The 23,447-nt window shown below is 52.4% G+C and carries 20 protein-coding genes; 9 read left to right on the top strand and 11 right to left on the bottom strand.

Annotation, left to right across the window (positions count from 1 at the left end; genetic code table 11):
- Positions 1 to 669: 669 nt before the first annotated feature.
- The 3 genes from gyrB to dnaA all read right to left on the bottom strand — a co-directional run bounded on the left by gyrB (position 670) and on the right by dnaA (position 6,420).
- Positions 670 to 3,165 carry a DNA topoisomerase (ATP-hydrolyzing) subunit B gene (gene gyrB / locus ACO0LI_RS03335; protein WP_422954395.1) on the bottom strand — a complete coding sequence of 832 codons (2,496 nt, stop codon included), beginning with the start codon at positions 3,163 to 3,165 and terminating at the stop codon, positions 670 to 672.
- A gap of 226 nt (positions 3,166 to 3,391) precedes the next feature.
- Positions 3,392 to 4,498, bottom strand: a complete 1,107-nt coding sequence (dnaN, locus tag ACO0LI_RS03330; protein ID WP_110254682.1) for a DNA polymerase III subunit beta — start codon at positions 4,496 to 4,498, stop codon at positions 3,392 to 3,394.
- Positions 4,499 to 5,025: 527 nt separating this feature from the next.
- Positions 5,026 to 6,420 (bottom strand): chromosomal replication initiator protein DnaA, encoded by a 1,395-nt coding sequence (gene dnaA, locus ACO0LI_RS03325; protein ID WP_422954397.1) that lies wholly within the window; start codon positions 6,418 to 6,420, stop codon positions 5,026 to 5,028.
- Positions 6,421 to 6,910: 490 nt separating this feature from the next.
- On the opposite strand from dnaA, the gene rpmH reads away from it, so the two are divergent.
- From rpmH to mnmE, 5 genes are all read left to right on the top strand, one after another.
- Positions 6,911 to 7,045 carry a 50S ribosomal protein L34 gene (gene rpmH, locus ACO0LI_RS03320; RefSeq protein WP_061535510.1) on the top strand — a complete coding sequence of 45 codons (135 nt, stop codon included), beginning with the start codon at positions 6,911 to 6,913 and terminating at the stop codon, positions 7,043 to 7,045.
- Between the two features lie 39 nt (positions 7,046 to 7,084).
- Positions 7,085 to 7,519, top strand: a complete 435-nt coding sequence (gene rnpA, locus ACO0LI_RS03315; RefSeq protein WP_162061698.1) for a ribonuclease P protein component — start codon at positions 7,085 to 7,087, stop codon at positions 7,517 to 7,519.
- Positions 7,520 to 7,539: 20 nt separating this feature from the next.
- Positions 7,540 to 7,836 carry a membrane protein insertion efficiency factor YidD gene (yidD, locus tag ACO0LI_RS03310; protein ID WP_422954398.1) on the top strand — a complete coding sequence of 99 codons (297 nt, stop codon included), beginning with the start codon at positions 7,540 to 7,542 and terminating at the stop codon, positions 7,834 to 7,836.
- A 9-nt stretch (positions 7,837 to 7,845) separates the two neighbouring features.
- Positions 7,846 to 9,510, top strand: a complete 1,665-nt coding sequence (yidC, locus tag ACO0LI_RS03305; RefSeq protein ID WP_423030820.1) for a membrane protein insertase YidC — start codon at positions 7,846 to 7,848, stop codon at positions 9,508 to 9,510.
- Positions 9,511 to 9,828: 318 nt separating this feature from the next.
- On the top strand, positions 9,829 to 11,235 hold the full coding sequence (mnmE, locus tag ACO0LI_RS03300) for a tRNA uridine-5-carboxymethylaminomethyl(34) synthesis GTPase MnmE (RefSeq protein WP_423030818.1): 1,407 nt from the start codon (positions 9,829 to 9,831) through the stop codon (positions 11,233 to 11,235).
- 39 nt (positions 11,236 to 11,274) lie between these two features.
- Here mnmE and ACO0LI_RS03295 read toward each other — a convergent pair whose 3' ends face one another.
- From ACO0LI_RS03295 to ACO0LI_RS03285, 3 genes are read right to left on the bottom strand one after another with little or no spacing between them, the layout of a single operon-like run.
- Entirely contained in the window at positions 11,275 to 11,979 is a 705-nt protein-coding gene (locus ACO0LI_RS03295) for a DUF6058 family natural product biosynthesis protein (protein WP_423030816.1), read from the bottom strand.
- A gap of 22 nt (positions 11,980 to 12,001) precedes the next feature.
- The gene (locus ACO0LI_RS03290; RefSeq protein ID WP_423030814.1) at positions 12,002 to 12,346 is read right to left on the bottom strand and encodes an antibiotic biosynthesis monooxygenase family protein; all 345 of its coding nucleotides are present in this window, start codon (positions 12,344 to 12,346) and stop codon (positions 12,002 to 12,004) included.
- Complete coding sequence (locus tag ACO0LI_RS03285; RefSeq protein WP_423030812.1) at positions 12,343 to 13,548, bottom strand: cytochrome P450; 1,206 nt, start codon at positions 13,546 to 13,548, stop codon at positions 12,343 to 12,345. Before ACO0LI_RS03285 ends, ACO0LI_RS03290 begins: the two co-directional genes overlap by 4 nt.
- Positions 13,549 to 13,635: 87 nt before the next feature.
- Here ACO0LI_RS03285 and ACO0LI_RS03280 point away from each other — a divergent pair, with 87 nt between their 5' ends.
- The gene (locus tag ACO0LI_RS03280) at positions 13,636 to 14,352 is read left to right on the top strand and encodes an ArsR/SmtB family transcription factor (RefSeq protein WP_422954404.1); all 717 of its coding nucleotides are present in this window, start codon (positions 13,636 to 13,638) and stop codon (positions 14,350 to 14,352) included.
- A 39-nt stretch (positions 14,353 to 14,391) separates the two neighbouring features.
- Here the strand turns inward: ACO0LI_RS03280 and ACO0LI_RS03275 are convergent, their stop codons facing one another.
- Entirely contained in the window at positions 14,392 to 14,727 is a 336-nt protein-coding gene (locus ACO0LI_RS03275; RefSeq protein ID WP_422954405.1) for a hypothetical protein, read from the bottom strand.
- Between the two features lie 279 nt (positions 14,728 to 15,006).
- On the opposite strand from ACO0LI_RS03275, the gene ACO0LI_RS03270 reads away from it, so the two are divergent.
- Positions 15,007 to 15,798, top strand: coding sequence for a class II glutamine amidotransferase (locus ACO0LI_RS03270; RefSeq protein ID WP_422954407.1), 792 nt, complete (start codon positions 15,007 to 15,009; stop codon positions 15,796 to 15,798).
- Positions 15,795 to 16,721, top strand: coding sequence for a LysR family transcriptional regulator (locus tag ACO0LI_RS03265; RefSeq protein WP_422954408.1), 927 nt, complete (start codon positions 15,795 to 15,797; stop codon positions 16,719 to 16,721). Before ACO0LI_RS03270 ends, ACO0LI_RS03265 begins: the two co-directional genes overlap by 4 nt.
- A 187-nt stretch (positions 16,722 to 16,908) precedes the next feature.
- On the opposite strand, the gene ACO0LI_RS03260 is transcribed toward ACO0LI_RS03265, so the two are convergent.
- From ACO0LI_RS03260 to ACO0LI_RS03245, 4 genes are all read right to left on the bottom strand, one after another.
- On the bottom strand, positions 16,909 to 18,066 hold the full coding sequence (locus ACO0LI_RS03260; protein ID WP_423030810.1) for a BMP family ABC transporter substrate-binding protein: 1,158 nt from the start codon (positions 18,064 to 18,066) through the stop codon (positions 16,909 to 16,911).
- 69 nt (positions 18,067 to 18,135) lie between these two features.
- On the bottom strand, positions 18,136 to 19,056 hold the full coding sequence (locus ACO0LI_RS03255) for an ABC transporter permease (protein WP_422971846.1): 921 nt from the start codon (positions 19,054 to 19,056) through the stop codon (positions 18,136 to 18,138).
- Positions 19,057 to 19,062: 6 nt separating this feature from the next.
- Positions 19,063 to 20,130: an ABC transporter permease gene (locus tag ACO0LI_RS03250; protein ID WP_423030808.1), complete on the bottom strand. Its 1,068-nt coding sequence runs from the start codon at positions 20,128 to 20,130 to the stop codon at positions 19,063 to 19,065.
- Complete coding sequence (locus ACO0LI_RS03245) at positions 20,123 to 21,739, bottom strand: ABC transporter ATP-binding protein (protein ID WP_423030806.1); 1,617 nt, start codon at positions 21,737 to 21,739, stop codon at positions 20,123 to 20,125. Before ACO0LI_RS03245 ends, ACO0LI_RS03250 begins: the two co-directional genes overlap by 8 nt.
- Before the next feature lie 384 nt (positions 21,740 to 22,123).
- On the opposite strand from ACO0LI_RS03245, the gene ACO0LI_RS03240 reads away from it, so the two are divergent.
- A complete protein-coding gene (locus ACO0LI_RS03240; RefSeq protein WP_423030804.1) occupies positions 22,124 to 22,951 on the top strand; it encodes an AraC family transcriptional regulator in 828 nt (275 codons plus the stop codon).
- The last annotated feature ends 496 nt before the right edge of the window (positions 22,952 to 23,447 follow it).

Here is a 23,447-nt window from a genome sequence, read left to right as displayed (position 1 = left end):
ATATTTCTCATCTTTAACATATTCAATAAACGTCGATCGCGGCCCTACGTCATCGTCCATAAAAACGGTAAAAATTTGATCGACTGCAAGGCATCTTCAATCTGTATTTTGAGAGCGAGATAGACTGTGGGATGCATAACCGTTTACGAGAAATGGCTTGAGTTGATTTCGCTCATGCCTGTATAGTTTTGATTGCTGACACTATCCCGGCTTCGTCGCTGGGTCACATCATGGTCAGTTGGAAAGAATATATGGCGATTACTCAGTTTTCGCTTTTGTTGTTACAGAATTGATTGATACTTAGAATTAAATTTGGCCGCAATCTCTTGCTTACTCTTTCGCAGCAAAACGATTTCGGATGGGGCTAACATTCTCGGCCCGCGTAAAGTATTTAGTTTCTGATTGAGTAAGGCAGTCGAAGTCGTAATGGGACTTGTCCCGCTATCAGCTTTTGGAGTTTCTTGCATATTTGCCCTTGATTTCGTCAAATGCTTTTTATTTACATCAGTATAGCCGAATGTTGTCCTTCGCTTATTCCACTTGCTCCAGCATGAAAATCTCAAAGCTTTGAAGAAATCAAAAGAAAGCGATACATTGGTGTGAATGCAAAAAAGGCCAACCATTCCTGGTTGACCTTTTTACTTTACAGCACAGATTCTGGTGGCAACATCAAACGTCAATATTCCCCGCCCTTAACGCATTCGATTCAATAAACGCCCGGCGTGGTTCTACGTCGTCGCCCATCAGTGTCGTGAATATCTGGTCGGCGGCAATCGCGTCTTCGATCTGTACTTTGAGCAGGCGGCGGACTGTGGGGTCCATGGTGGTTTCCCAGAGTTGGCTTGGGTTCATTTCGCCCAGACCTTTGTAGCGTTGTTTGCTGACGCCGCGTTCGGCTTCGTCGCGTAGCCAGAGCATGGCCTGGTGGAAATCGTGGACGGCGATTTCTTTGGCTTTTTCGCCTTCGCCACGGCGGATGAACGCGCCTTCTGTGAGCAGGCCTTTGAAGGTTGTCGCGGCGTTTTCCAGCACCTGGTAATCGGCACCATCGACAAAGTCGGCATCGATGCTGCTGACCTTGATGTTGCCGTGGTACAGGCGTTCTATGCGCAGGCTGAAGGCGCCTGAGAGTTCGTCGCTGCGTACTACTGCTTTTACTGCGTTGTCGCCAATGGCGGCGGTCAGGGCGATGGCGGATGCTTCTGCGTTTTCTGCGTTATCCAGTTTCAGCGTGACGCCGGTCATGATGGCGGTGAGGGCGGCGCGATCGATGACGCGGGTCAGGCGCATCATGATGGCGTTGGCGAGGTTGTACTGGCGTACCAGTTCGCCCAGGGCTTCGCCAGTAATGGGAGCTGCGCCTGTGCCTGGTGTCAGGGATGCGCCGGTCAGGGCCACGGTCATCATGTAGGTGGCTTCTTCTGCATCATCCTTGAGGTAACGTTCATCGCGGCCTGCCTTGACTTTGTAGAGTGGTGGCTGGGCGATGTAGATGTGGCCGCGTTCTACCAGTTGTGGCATCTGGCGGTAGAACAGGGTCAGCAGCAGGGTGCGGATGTGGGCACCGTCGACGTCAGCATCGGTCATGATGATGATGCGGTGGTAGCGCAGTTTGTCGGCATTGAATTCGTCCGGGCCTATGCTGGTGCCCAGGGTGGCGATCAGGGTGGTGATCTGCTCACTGGACAGCATTTTTTCAAAGCGGGCTTTTTCTACGTTGAGGACTTTACCGCGCAATGGCAAGATGGCCTGGAACTTGCGGTCACGGCCTTGCTTGGCTGATCCACCCGCAGAGTCACCTTCGACGATGTACAGTTCACACAGGGCGGGGTCTTTTTCCTGGCAGTCGGCCAGTTTGGAGGACAGGCCCAGGCCGTCCATGACGCCTTTGCGGCGCGTCAGTTCGCGGGCTTTGCGGGCTGCTTCACGGGCGCGGGATGCTTCGACGATTTTGCCGCAAATGATTTTGGCGTCGTTTGGTCGTTCTTGCAAAAAGTCAGACAGGGTCTTGGCGACGATTTCTTCTACCGGGCCACGTACTTCACTGGAGACGAGTTTGTCCTTGGTCTGCGAGCTGAACTTTGGTTCTGGCACTTTGACGGACAAGACGCAGGTCAAACCCTCGCGCATGTCGTCGCCAGTGACTTCTACCTTGGCTTTTTTGGCGTATTCGTGTTCTTCAATATACTTGTTGATGACGCGTGTCATCGCGGCGCGCAGGCCGGTTAAATGGGTGCCACCGTCGCGCTGCGGGATGTTATTGGTGAAGCACAATACCTGTTCATTGTAGGCGTCATTCCATTGCATGGAGACATCGACAGTGATGGTGGTGTTCTGGTCAGACTGACGTTCACCTGTGGCCTGGAATATCGTTGGGTTGAGTATGCTTTTGTTTTTGTTGATGTATTCAACAAAGCCGCGAGTGCCGCCTTCGAACGCAAATAATTCTTCTTTGCCGGTGCGGTGGTCGTTGAGCTTGATGCGCACGCCATTATTCAGGAAGGACAATTCGCGTATGCGCTTGGCCAGGATTTCATAATGGAATTCAACATGGGTGAAGATTTCTTCGTCAGCCCAGAAGTGGACTTCAGTGCCGCGCTTGTCGGTGTCACCCAGGACTTTGATGGGTGAGGTAACGACACCATCAACGGTTTCCAGTTCGCGGTTTTGCGGTACGCCACGGACAAATTCCATCGCATACATTTTGCCATCGCGGCGGATAGTCAGCTTCAGCAACTTGGACAGGCCATTCACGCAGGACACACCCACGCCATGCAGACCGCCGGATACCTTGTAGGAGTTTTGATCGAACTTACCGCCGGCATGCAGCTCAGTCATGACGATTTCTGCGGCGCTGCGTTTTGGGTCGTGCTTGTCATCCCATTTGATACCGGTAGGGATGCCGCGGCCATTGTCAGTGATGGAGATGGAGTTGTCGCTATGGATGGTGACATTGATCTCGGTACAGTGACCTGCCAGGGATTCATCAATCGAGTTATCCAGCACTTCAAAGACCAGGTGATGCAGACCGGTGCCGTCCGAGGTGTCACCGATGTACATGCCGGGGCGCTTGCGCACGGCTTCCAGGCCTTCCAGAATCTGGATTGAAGACGCGCCGTATTGATTGGGCTGCGCTGGAGTGTTGTCTTGGGTGTTATCGGACATGGCTACCTTCTAAAAAAACGAACTGTTTTGGACAATTTTGTAAATCGCCCAATGTGAAACATATTCAGGGACTGCTTTGTCATTCTTGTTCAGGCTGGATTCAGTGTCTGCGTTGTTGATGCAATACGGCGAACGACACTGGATTCCCGCCTGCGCGGGAATGACGGTAATGAGATTGCCGTGAATTTAATGCACTGCTTTCACGGCAATTCAGCAAATAAAAAAACTATATCCGCATCGGCATGACGACATATTTAAAGTCGGTGTTGTCGGGGATAGTGATCAGTGCGGATGAATTGGAGTCGCCCAAAGACACCGATATCTGGTCACATTTGAGGTTATTCAATACATCGAGCAGATAGCTGACGTTGAAGCCGATGTCGACGCTGTCGCCACCGTAGTCGATTTCGATTTCTTCTATCGCTTCTTCTTGGTCGGCATTGGTCGATAGTATCTGCATGAGGCCAGGGGTGATGACGCAACGCACGCCCTTGAACTTGTCAGACGTCATGATCGCGGCACGCTGCAATGAACGCAGCAATTGTTCGCGGCCCAAAGTGAAGCTGTTTTTATAGCCTTTTGGGATGACGCGGTTAAAGTCAGGGAACTTGCCTTCAACGAGTTTGGAAATCAATTCGATATCGGCAAAAGTCAGTTTGACCTGGTTGTTGGCGATGTCGATCTGTACCGGGTCTTCCTTGTCTTCCAGCAGGCGCTGCATCTCGATGATGGTTTTGCGTGGGATGATGACTTCATGACGCGGGAACTCTTGTTCGACTTCAACCTGGCAAAATGCCAGACGATGACCATCAGTTGCGACAGCGATAACGTTCTTGCCATCAACGACCAGCAGCAAGCCATTCAGGTAATAACGAATGTCTTGTTGCGCCATCGAGAAATGCACCATGTTGAACAGGTGCTTCAGAGTTTTTTGTGGCAGGTTAACGCTGGCATTGAAATGCTCGGCCTGGGCAACGGTAGGGAATTCTTCTGCCGCCAGAGTTTGCAAAGAGAAGCGTGACTTGCCTGACTGCACGCTCATCTTTTTGTTTTCAAGCTTGAGGACGACATCATTGTCATCTGGCAGGGCGCGCAAAATATCCAGCAATTTGCGGGCCGCAACTGTCGTGGCAATGCTGTCGCCGCCAGAACCGATGGCTGCCTTGGTCGTGATCTGCACTTCTATGTCGGTCGATAGGAACGACACCTGTTCACCGTCTTTGCGAATGAGGATATTGGCCAGAATCGGCAATGTATGCCGACGCTCGACAATACCACTCACAATTTGCAAAGGCCGGAGCAGGGTGTCCCGGTGGGTTTTAACCAATTGCATTTGAATATCCTCACTATTTTGTTTAAAGGATCGGAGTAAGCTAGCTTGCTCCCTTGCTTCTTTTTTTACTACTTCATCTATTTGCTACTGTCATGCTTGCTGCCTCATAGGGTGCGCCGTGCGCACCTTCAGGGCTTTTGCTACTTTGGTGCGCATGGCGCACCCTACAAATTTGTTCGTCGCTCTGGGCAAACGGTTCTTGCTCAGATGGATCCCAGCCTTCGCTGGGATGACGTTAATACTTTTCTTGTTGCTTTAAACATCTGATACTTCGATGCGATCCGTTTCCTCAAAATCGTCATTCCAGCGCAGGCTGGAATCCCCCGGGCTGGCGCACCAGTGGCGTTCGTTGCTTACGCGTATCGCTGATTCCAGAGCAAAACCCTTGCCAACCCGTAGGGTGCGCCGTGCGCACCGCACTTGTCCGGCTTTACTGCCATGGTGCGCATGGCGCACCCTACAACATTTCTTGCCCGCAACTGAGCACAAAACCATCCCCAATTGCACATCCTACAACATCCAGCCCATCAACCCTTGAGCGTTTGCTCTAATACATGCAGCTCATGATTGCATTCGGGGTTTTTGGTGCGGTCTGCGGTGATCTTGCGGACTGCGTGCAAGACCGTGGTGTGGTCGCGGCCGCCGAAGAGTTCGCCGATTTCTGGCAGGCTCTTTTGAGTCAATTCCTTGGCCAGGTACATCGCAATCTGGCGTGGTCTGGCGATATTGGCCGGACGTTTTTTTGAATACATGTCGGCGACTTTGATGTTGAAAAAATCGGCGACTGTCTTCTGTATGTTCTCTACGGAAATCTGGCGGTTTTGTACCGACAGCAGATCCTTCAGGGCTTCTTTGACCACGTCAATGGTGATTTCTTTACCATGGAAGCGTGAGTAAGCCAAAATCTTGCGCAATGCACCTTCAAGTTCACGCACGTTCGAGCGCAAATGCTTGGCGACGAAGAAGGCGACGTCATCTGAAATATTGACGCCTTCTGAATGGGCTTTTTTGAGCAGAATCGCTACGCGCATTTCCAGCTCTGGCGGTTCAATCGCGACGGTCAGGCCAGAGTCAAAGCGGGAAATCAGACGGTCATCCATGCCGGTGATTTCTTTGGGATAAGTATCACTGGTGATGATGATCTGTTTCTTGGCAGCGATCAGGGCTTCAAAAGCGTAAAAGAATTCTTCTTGCGTGCGGCTCTTGCCGCCGAAGAATTGAATATCATCGATCAGCAACAGATCCAGCGAATGATAATAACGCTTGAATTCATCAAAACCCTTGCGCTGGTAAGCGGTCACTACGTCGCGTACATATTGCTCAGCGTGGATGTAGCGTATCTTGGCGTTCGGGTTATCAACCAGAATCTGGTTGCCGATGGCGTGGATCAAATGCGTCTTACCGAGGCCAACGCCGCCATACAGGAATAATGGGTTATACGATACGCCTGGATTATTTGCCACCTGGATGGCAGCAGCGCGCGCCAGCTGGTTGGCCTTACCGGTGACGAAGCTGTCAAAAGTCAGGTCAGAATTAATACGGCTTTGTTCGCGGCGTGGGGATACTTCTGGTGCAGCAGGTTCAGACATCATTTCTGGCACGCTGCCCTGGGCATCGAGGTCAGCATTCAAGCCTTGCGGGCGTGGCGCGGCCGCTGCTGCGGGAGCAGTTTTTCTGTTACCACGCGGGTCGAGCACGAACTGCACTTCGACATCTTCATCCCAGTACTGGTTAGCCAGGTCGGTGATGCGGTTGGCGAACTGGGCCTTGACCCAGTCGAGTTTGAAACGGTTAGGCGCAGCGATACGCAGCTTGCCGTTTTCAAAGTCAAGCGGTACTAGCGGTTTGATCCAGGCGCTATATTGCTGTGGTGGAAGCTCTTGCTCAAGTTGGGAAGAACAGGCCTGCCAGAAATTTTCCATGTATGACTTTAATTATTAAATGCAAATGCGCGGTGCCGAATTAAATTCTACCCTGGCGATATTTAGTAAGTATTTAGTAAAAATTACTAAGAGGCTGGTAGCCCTATCGCTTGGTAAGTTGTCTGAAAGACATAAAACGGTGCCGCGCTAATCCGCTATTTTAACCCCGCTTGACCGAGTTATCCACAGGTTTGGGTTTAAATTTATTCTTTGCATTGCACCAATAGATGTGCCCTGATTGATTAAAATTTGCGCTAAGTGATTGACACGCAAAGCAAAAATGGTGTCTAATTCAGGGTTCCCTACCCCTCTTTTATTGGTGCGGCTTTAATTATCGGTTTTTTGATGGATTGATGCGCAACACCATGAGCAGCGGTTTTGGGGCAGTAAAGGCGAAAGGCCTGACGAAAATGTGCAAGCCGAAGTCGCACCCAAGACAGCCTTTATCCGTAATTCCGATTTTTTTTATTGCTCAATTAGCGAGACCAACATGAAACGTACTTACCAACCTTCCGTCGTTCGCCGCAAGCGCACTCACGGTTTCCGCGCACGCATGGCAACCCGCGGTGGCCGCGCTGTTCTGAACGCACGTCGCGCCAAAGGCCGTAAACGCCTGGCAGCTTGATTATCAGTTCGTTGATCTGCGCAGCCTTGCTGAATTCGCATGATCAATAATATAACTGAGCCAGTTCAGGCAGGTGCAGGCGGCGCAGATTTTGCCCGCGTCAGGCGCATCGTTAAAACGGATGAGTTTTCATCCGTTTTTCGTTTGCGCCCCGTGCAAAAGACTGCGCATTTTGTGCTTTATACCAGAACCAATGATTTGCCGCATGCCCGTCTGGGTGTGGTGGCCGCCAAGCGTTTTGCGCCACGTGCTGTGACGCGCAATACGATCAAGCGTGTCACCCGCGAGATATTTCGCCATTCAGCCTTGTTGAATGTGGATTGCATCGTGCGGCTGTCTCGCCCTGTTAACAGCAAGGCGGGGCCGGCGACGACCGCCCAGCTCAAGCGTGAGCTCAGGGCGGAAATCTTGCGTCTGTTTGCGGCACCGGCTTGCGCGCCTGTTAGTCATAAGCCACCTGCAAGTAGTACATAAGCGAACTTAGGGCATTTAAGATGAAAACCCTGCTGCTCCTGTTGCTCAGATTTTATAAACTGGCAATTAGTCCTATGTTGGGGCAGAACTGTCGTTTTTATCCGAGTTGCTCTGAATATGCGGCAGAGGCTATCAAAATACACGGTGCTGCCAAGGGTAGCCTGCTGGCAGGCAAACGCTTGTGCAAATGCCATCCCTGGCACCCCGGTGGCGTGGATAACGTGCCGCCCGCTAGTGAAAAATCGCAAACCGCCCCCACATCTGCCCAGTGCTGCCATGATGGCAAGCATAATGGACATTCTTCTCCCCTTTCCTGACATACACAAATGGATATCAAACGTACCGTCCTGTGGGTAATTTTCTCTTTCACGCTGATCATGCTCTGGAATGGTTGGGGCGTGTATAGCGGCAAGCCGTCTATCTTTGCCCCGCCACCACCGAAAGTGGCCAGTGCTTCTGCATCTGCCAACGCGTCTGCCAGTGCATCAAGCGCAGCGGGTAGCGCCAGTGCTGTGACTGGTGCTACGGCAACGGCGGGTACAGATGCTGCCCCTGTCATCAAAAGCGAAACCATCACTATTACTACTGATGTCGTCAAGGCAGATATTGATACCATCGGTGGCGAGCTCAAAAAGCTGGAATTGCTGAAGCATAAAGATGGCACGGACCATACAAAAAACATGGTTCTGTTCGATAACTCGACCAAACGTACTTATCTGGCGCAGACTGGTTTGCTGGGTGGCCCTTTCCCTAACCACAAATCTGGCTTCATCGCCAAACCAGGCGTTCGTACTCTGGAAGGTGGTAACCAGGTACAACTGGTGCTGGAAGCAGAGCAAGGCGGCGTCAAGCTGACCAAGACTTACACCTTCAAAAAAGGTGAATACCTGATCGATGTACGCCATGATGTGACTAACACTGGCACAGCGGCAATCAAACCTTCTTTGTATTTGCAGTTGCTGCATGACGGCACCAAGCCTGAAAGTGGCGGCATGTTCTCTGGCAGCGGTGAATTCTATGCGCCAGCTGTATATACAGAAGCAGAAAAATTCCAGAAACTGGATTTTGAGAAAATCGCCAAGGGTACTGATGGCCATGCCAAAGAATCAGACAATGGCTGGGTAGCAATGCTGCAACATTTCTTTGTGTCTTCTTTCATTCCGCAAGACAAGGTCAAGCGCGAAATTTTCACCAAGAAGGTCGATACGAATCTGTATGCAGTCGGCAATGTCTTGCCTATGGGCACGGTTGCACCAGGCGCAACAGTCAGTATGAATGCGCACCTGTATTCCGGCCCGCAAGAATCTGCGAAGCTGGAAGCGATTGCCCCAGGCTTTGAACTGGTCAAGGATTATGGTGTATTGACACTGATTGCCAAGCCGCTGTTCTGGGTCATGGAACAAATCCACAAAATGCTGGGTAACTGGGGCTGGACTATCGTGGTCTTCACGATTGCCATCAAACTGGCTTTGTTCCCGCTGTCGGCTGCCGGTTATCGTAGCATGGCAAAAATGAAGGTCGTCACACCAAAAATGCAGGCTGTGCGTGAGCGTTTCAAAAACGATCCGCAAAAAATGAACCAGGCCATGATGGAGTTGTACAAAACCGAGAAAATCAATCCTCTCGGCGGCTGCTTCCCTATCCTGATCCAGATGCCTATCTTTTTGGCGCTGTACTGGGTATTGCAAGCCAGCGTCGAAATGCGCGGCGCACCATGGGTGGGCTGGATTACTGACCTGACTTCTCCTGATCCTTGGTATATTTTGCCTGTGGTGTATGCGATTTCCATGTTCATCACGACCAAACTGAACCCGGCCCCGGCTGATCCTGTGCAGGCGAAGATGATGATGTTCATGCCACTGGCATTCTCGGTCATGTTCTTCTTCTTCCCGTCTGGCCTGGTATTGTATTGGGTAGTCAACAATATCTTGTCGATTGCACAGCAATGGGTCATCAACAATAAATTGATACCGCCAGAGCACAAGGCTTAAACGTCAAGATTGAGCAAATGAGAAAGCCCGCAAGTTTGCTTGCGGGCTTTTTTGTTTTTGCAAAGATATGCTCCAACGTAGGTTGGGCTACGGGGTATCAGCCCAACACTGGGCCTCAACAAACGTATACGTCATTTAGATGCCCAGTGTCGGGCAGGAACACGAAGGTAAACGTTATTAAGCGCTGAGTGTTGGGCTGATGAAGCGTAGCCCAACCTACCAGAACAAGTATTTTTGACATACGCCCTGTCGCATTTCCGTCACAAACCCACAGACTAATTTGCACTCATAGTGTGCAAGCACAGATAGAATTTCAACATGATCTACGAACCCATTCCCATCGCTGCCATTGCCACTGCCCCCGGACGTGGTGGCATAGGTGTCGTGCGCATTTCCGGCAAGGACCTTGCGCCTGTCGTCACTGCCCTGTTTGGCACTACCCAATTCAAGCCGCGGCATGCCAGTTACCTGCCGTTTACCCAGGCGGATGGCACGGTAATCGACCAGGGCATCGCGATTTATTTCAAGGCGCCGCATTCTTATACCGGTGAAGATGTGCTGGAACTGCAAGGCCATGGCGGTCCGGTCGTTATGCAAATGCTGCTGTCACGCTGTCTTGAGGCGGGCAAGGATGCAGGTTTGCGGCTGGCAGAACCAGGCGAATTCACCCAGCGCGCCTTTTTGAATGACAAGCTGGACCTGGCGCAGGCTGAAGCCGTGTCTGATCTGATCGAGGCATCGACCGAGGCGGCAGCCAAATCGGCATCGCAATCGCTGTCCGGCGCTTTTTCCAAAGTCATTCATGCCCTGGTAGAAAAAGTCGTGCACTTGCGTATGCTGGTGGAGGCGACGCTGGATTTTCCGGAAGAAGAAATCGACTTCCTCGAAAAATCGAATGCCCGCGGCCAGTTGGCGACCATACAAACTGCCTTGCAAAAAGTGTTTGAGCAGGCAGCCCAGGGTGCCTTGTTGCGCGCTGGTTTGAATGTGGTACTGGCTGGCCAACCTAACGTTGGCAAATCATCGTTGCTGAATGTGCTGGCAGGCGATGATGTCGCCATCGTCACGCCCATCGCAGGTACTACCCGCGACAAGGTGACCGAGACTATCCATATCGAAGGCATACCGCTCAATATCATCGACACGGCAGGCATACGCCATGATCATGATGAAGTTGAAGAAGGCCAGGTCGCCAATGCGATTGATACAGTAGAACGCATAGGCATAGAACGCACCTGGGCAGAAGTGGAAAAGGCCGATGTCATACTGCATTTGCTCGATGCCAGCCGTGGCCCTACGCGTGCTGACGATGCCATCGTCGCCCGTTTCCCGGATGGCGTACCAGTCATACGTATCTGGAACAAAATAGATTTGTCCGGCCACCATGCCAGCGTCGATGAAATGCCAGATGCGACGCATATTTATCTGTCAGCACATGAACACATAGGCATAGATTTGCTGCGCAAGGAATTGCTGCGCATTGCCGGTTGGGAGCAAACTGGTGAATCACTTTACCTGGCACGCGAACGCCACCTGATCGCCCTCAAGCATGCGCATGAACATCTGCAAAACGCAGCAGAGTACGCAGCGCAAAATGATCAGTCGCTGGATTTGTTTGCTGAAGAACTGCGTTTGACACAAGACCGTTTGAACAGCATCACGGGTGAATTTACGTCTGATGATTTGCTGGGTGTGATTTTCTCGCGGTTCTGTATAGGTAAATAAGAAATAGGGCAGGTAGAGCGGACAGCCTGCCCATCACATTTATGCCGCCATGGCAGCTTGCAGTCTTGGCCGCAAATCATCCACCAACCGTTTGCGGCTGCAACGTGGATATTCTGCCGGTGAAAACCACATCGCAGTTTCTGCAAAAGCATCGACTACAGACAGTAATTCTTTTGCTTCGACAGAAGTAAAATTTTCCTTGTTGCCATTGCCAGTAAGATGGGAAAGTTTTTCCTGCAAAATCTCTTTGCGCACTATCGCTGAGACAGAAACAGGATGGGCGACACAAAGACCAAAAGTGCCCAACAAAAAATGCTGCCATGAAAATTCTGCGCGTTGCATGAGGCCAGAAACTATAGGCTGGTCGTCGGCAGTAAAACAATCATCCAGACGCCATGTGCTGTGATGCATGTCAGTCAATGCAGCAATAAAATCCCTGATGAAATTTTCTTTCAGGATAGCTGGTGCGGCGTTTAGACCATGCTCGTCGATAAGCTGCAGTGCCAGCGTATACCAGACTGCATTGGCCGGATGAAAATAAGCACCAGCGCTGGTATTGTCAGCGTCCATCTCACCAAAAACAGCAGAGTGAATTTTTGCATTGTCCGTGACAACATAGGATGGTGCAGCCAGTAGCTGTGCCTGTATCAGTGCATCAATATCAGTCTCTTTGCATAGGCAGGCAGCAGCAAACTGTGCTTTGTTCAGGTAGTGTTTTTTCAGGTAAAGATCAAGTGCTGACATGGTGAGTTCCTGATGAGTTTGATTAGCCATGCACCTGGCGGCTGTCTGCCGGTGCCTGTTCACGTTCAAGCAAACCATAGTCGCGCACAACAGATGCGATGCGCAGACGATAGCCTGCAAAGATGTGACCACGTCCTTGCGACTGCGCTGCCCGGTGCTCTTCAGTATTACGCCAGTTGGCGACTGCCGCTTCATCACGCCAGAATGACAGGGACAAAATCTTTGCAGGATCGACCAAGCTTTGGAAACGTTCTATGGAAAAGAAACCATCCATCTCTCTGAGCAAGGGTGCCAGTCCAGCGGCGATATCCAGGTATTCCTGCTTGTTTTCTGCGTGTGGTATGACTTCAAAAATTACAGCAATCATGTGTTCTCCTGGTTTTGTATATTGGGGGTAAATACAGGGATACGGCCATTCAGTGAAGGCCGGTATGTCCAGCGCAAGGTAGAGAAATCAAATGCAGGCATATTCAGAAAGTGATGCAGGCAATTGCCTGTGATTTGTTCTGCAATGTGCTGGCCAGGGCAGGCGTGGCGACCGTGGCCGAAGGTGAAGATTTTTCTGTCTGGCCTGTTCAGTTGCAAGGCATCAGGATCAGGATTGACTGCCGCATCACGGTTGGCAGCCGCCAGCAAGACGACGATGACATCACCCGCTTGCAAAGCCTGCCCGCTGATTTCGCAAGCCTGAGTGACGAAGCGTCTGGTGTTTTGTACAGATGCATCATGACGGGCGACTTCGGCTACCAGTTCACGCAATTTTTGTGGCAAGTCAGCCCCAGCCTCACAAATGCTTTTCAGTATGTCAAAGTGAGTTTGCAACGCGGTGAGGCTATTGCCCGCCAGGCCAGCAGTGGCTTCATACGTTTGCGACAGCAAGCCTATGAGGTTGGACAAGATGCCGTCAGCATGCTGCCAGCCACATAGCTCAGCTTCGGTTTGCAGGCCCGCCAAAAATCCATAAGGTTTCGACTGACTGTCTTGCAGCAGTTGGCGGAAGCTATTTTGCAAAACCTTGGCTGCCACATGTGCCGCATCAATTTGTTCTGTTGTACTCAAAGGAGAAAGGCAGCGCACGAAATCTGCCATCCAGTTTGCCAGGGCGGGTAAGGTATCTTCTTCAAATCCCAATACACTGCCCATGACATGGATGGGCAAAGCTAACAGGTATTGCGTCAGCCCATTTCCTGTCCTTACATCATATTTGCTCGTGAGTTGAGCAGCATGCTGCTGCGTATATGCAGCGACGCCAGACAAATCCAGCTTGCGCAGCGAGCTTTGTATGACTTGCTTGGGCACCGCATGTGCCCGGCCTTCATTCATACGCACCAGATATGAAAATATTTCTCCCGCTGTGCCACCCGCAATATTGCGCGGCACCGGTTCTGTCACCGGCCTGACGGCGCAGGCCGGAGATTCGAGTACTTGCTGCACGACGGCGGCCCGGCTGGCAATCCAGCATTTGAGTTCAGTATCAAAAACTAGAGCTGGCCCTGCACGCAGGCTGGCGTAATACGGGTAAGGATCTGGGTGGCAAGCGGCGTTCAGGATAGAGATTTTATGTGTCATGGCAGGCTTGATGCTAAGTTTGGTGGCTAAGTAATGAAATGCAGTATAGGACTTGTTTGCATTGAACAATTCGCTTACCATCAAACTATGAATGCAGAAAATTCCACCAATATAGAATACGCAGATACCCAATTAGCCAAGCTGGCCGGGGCCATTGCCGAACCTGCGCGCTCGCGCATGCTGTGCAGCCTGATGGATGGGCGCGCCCGTACCAGTACCGAGCTGGCTGTTGTGGCCGAAGTCAGCCCCTCCACTGCCAGTGTGCACTTGAGCAAACTGCTGGAACAGCATCTGGTGAATGTAGTGGCGCAGGGTAAGCACCGCTATTACCAGCTTGCCAGTAATGAAGTGGCGATTGCACTGGAATCGCTGTTGTTGATCGCCGGTTTGCCCAAGTCACGCTTTGTCCCGAATACACCAGACCGCCTGCGCAAGGCACGTACCTGCTATGACCATATGGCGGGCGAGGTAGCAGTGGGTGTGCATGATTACCTGATGCAGCAAGCCTGGATCAGGCCGGTGGACGGTGAAGAAACCGCTTATGAATTGACAACAGCAGGCAGCAAGGGCCTGGAAGAACTGGGGCTGGATATCGCCACTACCCGCAAGGCAAGGAGGCGTTTTGCCTGTTCCTGCCTGGACTGGAGTGAGCGCACACCTCATCTGGGTGGCGCTTTGGGTGCGGCTTTATTGAATTTGCTGCTGAACCGCGCCTGGCTGGAACGTGACCTGGATAGCCGGGCACTGGCACTGACCAGCAAGGGCAAACGTGAATTTCAAAAAGTGTTTGCCATAAAAACTTGAGGCTGGAAGCCTGAGCTTCGCTTATTTGGTTTACTCGGCTTATTCTTTTGTACCCAGCTTGATCTTGGCAAGGCGGTCTATGATCGCAGGCTTCAACTTGCGAAAGTACACCAGGTCTATCGCAAACATGGAAATCAGGGCCAGACCCACAGTCAGCACGCAACTGATCCATATCGAGTCCGGAGCAGCGATACGGTTGGACAGATAAACAGCCGCAAATATTGTCAGGCCCGTCAGGAATTCACGCCAGAATGGCTTGCGTGTCTTGAATGTTTTCTGCGCTGCCAGCAATACCAGCTCAGGGTAGTGCTTGGGCGCAACATCCTTTAATTCAGGTACGGCCAGTAATAAGGCATCAGTGCTGAAATTGTGCATGATTATCCATCCTTTGTTCACCTGATATCAGGTCTCACAGATTATTATCGGCTTCAATATCAACTTAGTCCACGGTCAAAATGTAAAACATTTACCACTGGCATCTTTAAAGCACCATTTTTCCCTGCGGGTATTGTCTGCGTATGCCACCGAACGTTGTTTTGCCATCAAATCTGGTCGCAAATAACATAAGCAAACTTCAAAATCTTATAAAGATGGGAATAATAAGCGGGTTTGCCTATGGTAAGGTATGTGCAAACTGTTTTCACTATATGCATCATGTGTCAATTACTAGGAATGAACTGCAATACCCCGACTGATATAGTCTTCAGTTTTACCGGGTTTGCAACACGCGGCGGTTTGACGGACGAGCACAAGGACGGCTGGGGTATCGCTTTCTTTGAAGGCAGCGGCGTACGCCTGTTTGTTGATCATCAGTCAGCCGTGGAATCACCCGTGGCTGAGCTCATCAAGCGCTATCCCATCAAATCCAAGAACGTCATCGCCCACATCCGCAAGGCCACGCAGGGCCAGGTCAGCCTGGAAAACTGTCACCCCTTTGTGCGTGAATGCTGGGGGCGTTACTGGGTTTTTGCCCATAATGGTGATTTGAAGGAATTTGCACCTGTGCTCGATGGCAGTTTCCAGCCGGTTGGCAATACGGACAGTGAGCGGGCATTCTGTTATTTGCTGCAACGCATGCGCCGCCATTTTGGTGAGCAATTGCCATCGGTGCAACAACTGGCGCTATTCATGCATGAGATCACTGCAGAGATTGCCACGTATGGCACCTTCAACATGATGCTGTCGAATGGCGAAGCCCTGTTCACCCATTGTTCCACCAAGCTGTACTACATCGTGCGCCAGCATCCTTTCAGGACCGCAGCATTGACGGATGAAGACGTGGCCGTGGATTTTTCTCAAGTCACCACCCCTGCCGACAAGGTCGCCATCATCGTCACCGAACCCCTGACCACGAATGAAAGCTGGACCCAATGTGAGTCTGGCCAGATGCTGGTGTTTATTGATGGTGATGTCTTGCCTTTGACAATGCCGAAGGCCGCAGCATGAACCAGCGTTTGATGGACCAGCTCGACACCAATCTCTTGCGCGTCTTGCATACCCTGTTGACCGAGCGCAGCGTCACCCGCACCGCCATGAAGCTGGGGCAATCACAACCAGCCATCAGCAATATGTTGAAACGCCTGCGCGAAATCACGGGCGACGCCATCTTGGTACGCGGCAAGAATGGCATGACCGCGACAGAGCGTGGTGAAGAACTCTTGCTGCTGGCACGCCAGGGTTTGAATGTGCTGGAAAGCATCGCCAGCCCGGCCCCGGCCTTCATGCCTGCCTCAAGCCAGCGCATATTCCAGCTCGGAGCACCGGATTACCTGAGCGCTCTGCTGATCCCGCTCATCATAGAAAAACTGCGCGAGCAGGCACCCAATGCTGGCCTGACTGTACATGCCCTGAATGCCGGTTTTGATTATGCCGCTGGTCTCGAAAGTGGCGAACTCGATTGCGTCATCGGCAACTGGCCAGACTTGCCACCGCACCTGCATCTGGCGCAATTGTTTGAAGATGAAGTGGTGTGCATGGTGAATCGCAAACACCCGGTTGTCAGCAAGGGTCTGTCGATTAAATATTATCTGGAAATGGCGCATCTGGCCCCCACGCCTTATATGATGGGGCACCGCAGCATCATCGACAGCGCACTGGCAGAGCAGGGCCTGAAACGCAAGATACAGATGACCATCCCCTACTTTGGCATGGTCCCTTACGTACTCTCACGCACCGACCTCATCTTCACCACCAGCCGCAGCTTCGCCGTGCAATGCGCTAGGGACTGGCCGATAGAAGTCTTGCCCATGCCGATTACCGTACCCAAGATGAAGTTCTTCATGCTCTGGCATGAACGCGCGCATGCGGCGGCGGAAGTGCAATGGTTACGAAGGATAGTGGCGGAGGCTTCTGCCAAGGTGATGGTGTAGGTGAGATGGTTGGCAGGATTGTAGGTTGGGCTACGCCTTATCAGCCCAACACTGGGCCTTTGCAAACGTATACGTTATTTAAACGCCAAGTGTTGGGCTGGTAAACCGTAGCCCAACCTACAGATCTAACCCTCCCCTTGAAGGGGGAGGGAACAGAAACATGGTCGGTACGACGACTGTTCCGGAATCAACCCGGCACTTTCCCCTCCACACCCTCGACATAAAACTTGATGTCATGCAGGAACTTATCATCAGCCACAGCATCCTTGCCCAGCACTTCCTTACCGGTATTGTCCTTGATAGGTCCTTTCCAGATCGGGCCTGTGCCGTCAATGACGCCCTGGCGTTTGTCGGCGATGAGTTTTTTGACTTCGTCTGACAGGCTGGCGTTGAAGGCTTTCAGGTCTATCATGTTTTCTTTGAGACCCCACCAGGTGGTGTCTGATTTCCATGTTTTGTTGAGTACTTCATCGACGCGCTTGGTGTAATACACACCCCAGTCTATGACGGATGCAGCGAGATGGGCTTTGGCGCCGAACTTGCTCATGTCACTGTCCCAGCCAAAAGCATATGCGCCTTTTTCTTCTGCGGTTTGCACGACGGCAGCAGAGTCAGTGTTTTGCATGAGTACATCAACGCCCTGGCCTATCAGGGTCGTGGCGGCTTCGCGTTCCTTACCTGGGTCAAACCATTTATTGACCCAGACTACCTTGGTGGTGGCTTTGGGGTTCACCGAGCGGGCACCGAGGGTGAAGGAGTTGATATTGCGCAGCACTTCAGGAATAGGCAGGGAGGCAACTACACCAAGTTTGCCAGACTTGCTCATCTTGCCGGCAGCGATACCGGCGAGGTAGGCGCCTTCATAAGTACGCACATCATATTGCGCGAGATTTTCAGCAGTTTTATAGCCGGTGGCGTGTTCAAACTTCACATCGGGGAAATCTTTGGCGACTTTGAGCATGGCTTCCATATAGCCAAAGGTGGTGCCGAAGATGACTTTGTTACCCTGAGTTGCCAGGTCGCGGAAGACGCGTTCTGCATCGGCAGCACTTTCAGGAATGCTTTCAACAAAGCTGGTTTTGACCTTGTCGCCAAACTTGGCCTCAACAGCCTTGCGGCCTGCATCGTGGGCATAGGTCCAGCCTGCGTCACCGACCGGGCCTACATAGACGAAAGCGACTTTCAGAGGTTCTGCCACAGCAGGTGCGGCAGCGGTGCTGGCTGGTGCAGGCGTTGCTGCGCTAGCGCTGGCGGACTTGTTTTCTTCTTTCTGGCCACAACCAGCAAGACCGACAATAGCCAGGGACAGCGCGGCTGCCAGGGTTTTTCTGCGGGTAATTTTCATGGGTAGCTTCCTTCGTCTGAATTTCAGTTGTAATCAAAAAAACGCACAGCAAATGACATCTATAGATGCTTAAGCAGACCCCGGGCGGAAAGGCTTGCCCAGGGAGGCTGGCATGTTCAGGCGTATCCAGTCAGGATTACGCGAAATCAGCACCAGCACGATAATCGTTGCCAGGTAGGGCAGCATGGATAAAATTTCCGATGGGATGGCGATGCCTATCGCCTGGAAATGGAACTGCAAAATCGTCACGCTGCCAAACAGTAAAGCACCCAGCAAGACCCGTGCCGGACGCCAGGTGGCAAAGGTCGTCAGCGCCAGTGCGATCCAGCCACGCCCCGCGACCAGACCTTCCACCCACATCGGCGTATACACGACAGACAGGTAAGCACCAGCGATACCGCAGCAGGCTCCACTGAACAGCAGCGCCAGATAACGTATCTTGCGCACGGGGTAACCCAGTGCATGGGCAGATTCTGGTGATTCCCCAACCGCCTTCAAGACCAGGCCAGCGCGGCTACGTTGCAGAAACCAGATGATGCCCGCACACAGCAAAAGGCCAAAATACACGGCCAGATGCTGGTCAAAAAAGGCTTTGCCGAGGAAGGGGATATCCGATAAAAAGGCGACGCCATGTGGCCCGGCAGGCAGTGACTGGCCGACAAATGACTGTCCTATGAAGGCTGACAAGCCGGTACCGAAGATGGATAAGGCCAGGCCCGTTGCCACCTGGTTGGTTGCCAGCACCAGTGCCAGCCAGGCAAACAGTGTGGCCATCAACATGCCGGCAACAGCGCCTGCGACAAAACCCAGCCAGGGCATATGGGTCTGGTGGGCCACGGCAAAACCGGTGATGGCAGCCACAAGCATCATGCCCTCGGCACCAAGATTGAGCACGCCTGCACGTTCATTGATCAGCAAACCCAAAGCAGCGATCAGTAAGGGTGTGCCAGAGTTGATGGAGGCGGCGATCAGGGCAGCAAAATTTTCCATGATTGTTTATTTCTGCCAGCGCAGGCGGTAATTGATCAGGGTGTCGCAAGCCAGTAGCAAAAACAGCAGCATGCCCTGGAACAGGCCAGTGATGGCAGAAGGCAGGCCCAGGCGCGATTGCGCCATTTCGCCGCCGAGGTAAAACAGCGACAGCACCAGACCACCAAAGATGGTGCCTATGGGATTCAGACGACCAATGAAAGCGACGATGATGGCGGCAAAACCATAACCAGGCGAGATGGAAGGCAAGACCTGGCCTATCGGCCCGGCCACTTCAAACGCACCCGCCATGCCAGCGAAACCACCGGATATCAGCAATGAAGTCCACAGGGCGCGGCGGCTGGAGAAACCCGCATAACGTGCTGCCAGCGGTGCCAACCCACCTACCGTCAGGCGATAACCAGCAAAGCTACGATACACAAACACTGCCATCAAGCCACTGGCGACCAGCATGACGATAAAGCCTATATGCAGGCGGCTGCCCGAGAACAGGTGGGGCAACAGATAATCACTGGAAAACACCTTGGACTGCGGGAAGTTCATGCCATGCGGGTCTTTCAGCGGGCCATTGACGGCATACATCAGCAGCAATTGCGCGATATAGGTCAGCATCAGCGACACCAAAATTTCATTGGCATTGAAACGGTCACGCAGCAAGGCAGTGATGGATGCCCACAATGCGCCACCAAGCACACCCGCGCAAGTTGCCAGCAGCAAGACCATGCCGCCCGACAGTCCTGGCGTGCCAGTATCAAAAAACAAGATGGTGCTACCAGCAGCCAGGCCGCCGGCGATCAACTGCCCCTCGGCACCGATGTTCCAGACATTGGCACGGTAACAGACCGACAGCCCCAGCGCGCACAAGACCAGCGGCGTGGTCTTCAATAATAATTCGGCGATGGCAGTCTTGCTGCTTATCGGTTCTATCAAAAAGACCTGCAGGCCAGTCAAAGGATTTTTGCCCAGTGCCATGAATAACAGGGCACCCAAAAAGATCGTCAGCAGCAAGGCCAGCACAGGAGAAAGGTAGGCCATGCTGCGCGAACTGGCGGCACGCAATTCCAGCTTAAGCATGCTCACCCCGCTCGTTGTTGTATGGTTTCTTTTTGCGGCTGCCGCTGCCACCGGTTTTACCGAGGGATACGGTTTCTGCTGTTGTCCATTCTTCCCACAAACCACTCATCCACAATCCTATCTTTTCCCTGGTCGCGCTGGCTGTTGCTATCGATGGCGACAAACGGCCCTTGGCGATGACATGCATGCGGTCACATAATTCAAACAATTCATCGAGTTCTTCCGAGATCACCAGCACCGCGCAACCAGCCTGCTTGAGCTTGCGTATCTCATCATGGATTTGCGCTGCCGCCCCTACATCGACACCCCAGGTTGGCTGAGCGACGATGAAGACATCGGGCTGGCGTGTAATTTCACGGCCAACAATAAATTTTTGCAGATTACCACCCGACAGGCTACGTGCCAGTGCTGCAGGCCCACCAGCCTTGACGCGGAAGCGGGCGATGATATCTGCCGCCGCCTGTATCGTATGACGAAAATTGATCATGCCCTTGTTGACGAAAGGCGCGTGCTGGTGTGACAACAGCATATTGGCAGTCAGGCCCATCTCGGGTACTGCGCCCCGGCCCAGGCGCTCTTCCGGTACAAGACTCTGGCCCAGCTTGCGCCTGCTCTCAGGGCCACGGTTGCCAACCGGTTTGCCTTTGAGTTGTATCATCAGCGGCGCGGCGCGCCTGTCTTCGCCGGACAAGGCGGCCAGCAGTTCTTGCTGGCCATTGCCGGATACCCCAGCGATGCCAACAATTTCACCACCAAATAATTCCAGTTGTATGTCTTCAAGCGCCGTGGCAAACGCATGTGCCTTGGGCAGGCTCAATTGCCTGATGCGCAAGCGCGATTCACCCAGGGTCACTGGTTCGGTATGTGCAGATGGCGGTAAGTCTTCACCTATCATCATGCGCGACAGGCTGGCGGCAGTTTCCTGCGCAGGGGCGCAATGCCCGGTAACCTTGCCCGCCCGCATGACGGTAGCGCTGTGGCAAAGTTCACGGATTTCATCTAGCTTGTGGCTGATATACAGGATGCTGCAACCCTCAGCGGCAATCTTGCGCAGGGTGACAAACAGTTTTTGTACGGCTTGCGGCGTCAATACCGAGGTTGGTTCATCGAGTATCAGCAATTGCGGTTTGGTCAGCAGAGCGCGCACGATTTCCACGCGTTGCCTTTCACCAACTGACAAGGTATGTACATGGCGGTGCGGTTCCAGCTCCAGGCCATAGTTTTCACCGGTCTGGGCGATCTGCTCGGCCAGTTCCAGCATATTCACATGCTGGTCCAGACCGAGGGCGATGTTCTCGGTAACGGTCAGGGTATCAAACAGGGAAAAATGCTGGAACACCATGGCGATGCCCAGCTTGCGTGCATCCTGTGGTGTCGCTACCCTGACCTCCTGGCCGTTCCAGCGCACCGTGCCTGAATCTGGCTTGACGGCACCAAAGATGATTTTCATCAACGTCGATTTGCCTGCGCCATTTTCACCGAGTACCGCATGGATTTCTCCCGGTGCCACCTGCAGATTGACACCATCATTGGCAACCACCGCCGGATAGCGTTTGCAGATGTTGTTCAGTTCCAGCCTGGGTACTATGGGCGCATCAGCAGAAGTCACTTTGACCTTTCCATCCGGTATTCAAGATTCTAGAGTAGGGAGTAAGCCTGTTGCTGTACATCACGGCAACAACATGGCGGACATACGCCTGACATTATAAGTGGCGGCAGCGCACAATTTCAAAATCTATCTGTCATTTAGTACAAGTTGGAATTTGTTTGCCCGATATCAAATTGGAAGAAATCATTTAAATTTTTCATGTGGCTGTTTTGCGTTGTTTTCCAGCATCAGCAAAAAATGTATGTGCGCTGCCTGCAAACCTGCATACAAAATTTTGCCAATGCACAGGTTTCAGGCAAATGTATGGTGGTGCCAAATGTAAGATTAGCCGACTAAGTATAGAATAGCCCTTAATAATCAAACCTTTACAGCATTTCTTTGCGTATGGACAAACCAGCCACCTTCCGTGACGACGCCCACTTCTGGCGCAGCCCACTGCTGCCGGATGCTGAGTTGCTGACGGCTGAATACTTCGCGCAAGAGTTTGCCCCACACTGGCATGAAGGCTTTTCCATCCCCGTCATACAGTCAGGCGCACAAACCTACCGCTATCGCGGCAGCCGTTGCCTGGCCTCGGTTGGCTGCATCGCTGCCATTAATCCCGGTGAAGTGCATACAGGTGAAAGAGCAACCGAGCATGGCTGGGCCTACCGCGCCTTTTACCCCTCAGTAGAATGGATGCAGCAACTCGCCAGTGACATGGCAGGTAGCGCAGCCGGCGTACCATGGCTACCAGACGGTGTCATTGAGGATGCCGAAGTCTCTGCCCAACTGGCCTTTGCACATCGCCTGCTGGAAGCCGGTAGCGATCCGCTCGCTGCCGAAAACGCCCTGACCGCAGGTTTTGCCCTGATGCTGTCGCGCTACGCCCGTAGCCGCCCGACTGTACAAGCTGTCTTACCTGATGCCACCAGAGTAGAAATGATGAAATCCCGGCTCAGCGAAGACCTCAGCGCCGCGATCAGCCTGACCGAGCTGGCGCAAGAGGTAGGTTTGTCGAGCTTTTACGCCGCTCGTTTATTCTCCCGCACGACGGGTATGCCACCACATGCCTGGCGCAATCAACTGCGACTGAACCGTGCGCAGAGTCTGCTGCGGCAGAATTTGTCGGTGACTGAGATTGCGACGATGACGGGGTTTGCGGACCAGAGTCATTTCACGCGGCATTTCAAGAGGGCGTTTGGGATTGCACCGGGGAAGTGGCGGGTTTGAATGGATTATCTTTAGATAAGCATTCTTGTAATCATGTGAATATGGGTTGCATTGACGTTGTTGTTGATTTTCGCAGTTCCCATGTGTAGCCGCCGTTTGTGCGGTACAGAAAATGGATTAAGAAGAGCCGCTGTTTGAGCGAAGCGAGTTTCGGATCTTCCCATTTTTTGTATTGCACAAACGGGAACCCCTTTAGGGGCGGCTATGCCTGGGTCGCCTTCTTTTGCTTCCTTTTCTTGGCGAGACAAGAAAAGGGAGTAGCCGCCGGGCTACCCCCGGCCTGTAATCTCAAATGATGTGTGCAGGTAATTCAAAAACAAATGCATAAAACATTTCGAATCTGAAGTTAATGTAGTTCACGATATGCCGCGAACGCCGCTGGATTCCAGCTAACCCCACGCTGGAATGACGCCAATAATATTGGCAGTAGCTTAAGATTCAGTCAGCCAGGTTGATGGCGTAAGTAAATTCTTTATTTCAAATAACGCCCCCAAAC

Source organism: Undibacterium sp. Tian12W (assembly GCF_049339405.1).
Classification (GTDB): Bacteria; Pseudomonadota; Gammaproteobacteria; order Burkholderiales; family Burkholderiaceae_D; genus Undibacterium.
This window is presented reverse-complemented; position numbering and strand designations above follow the sequence as displayed.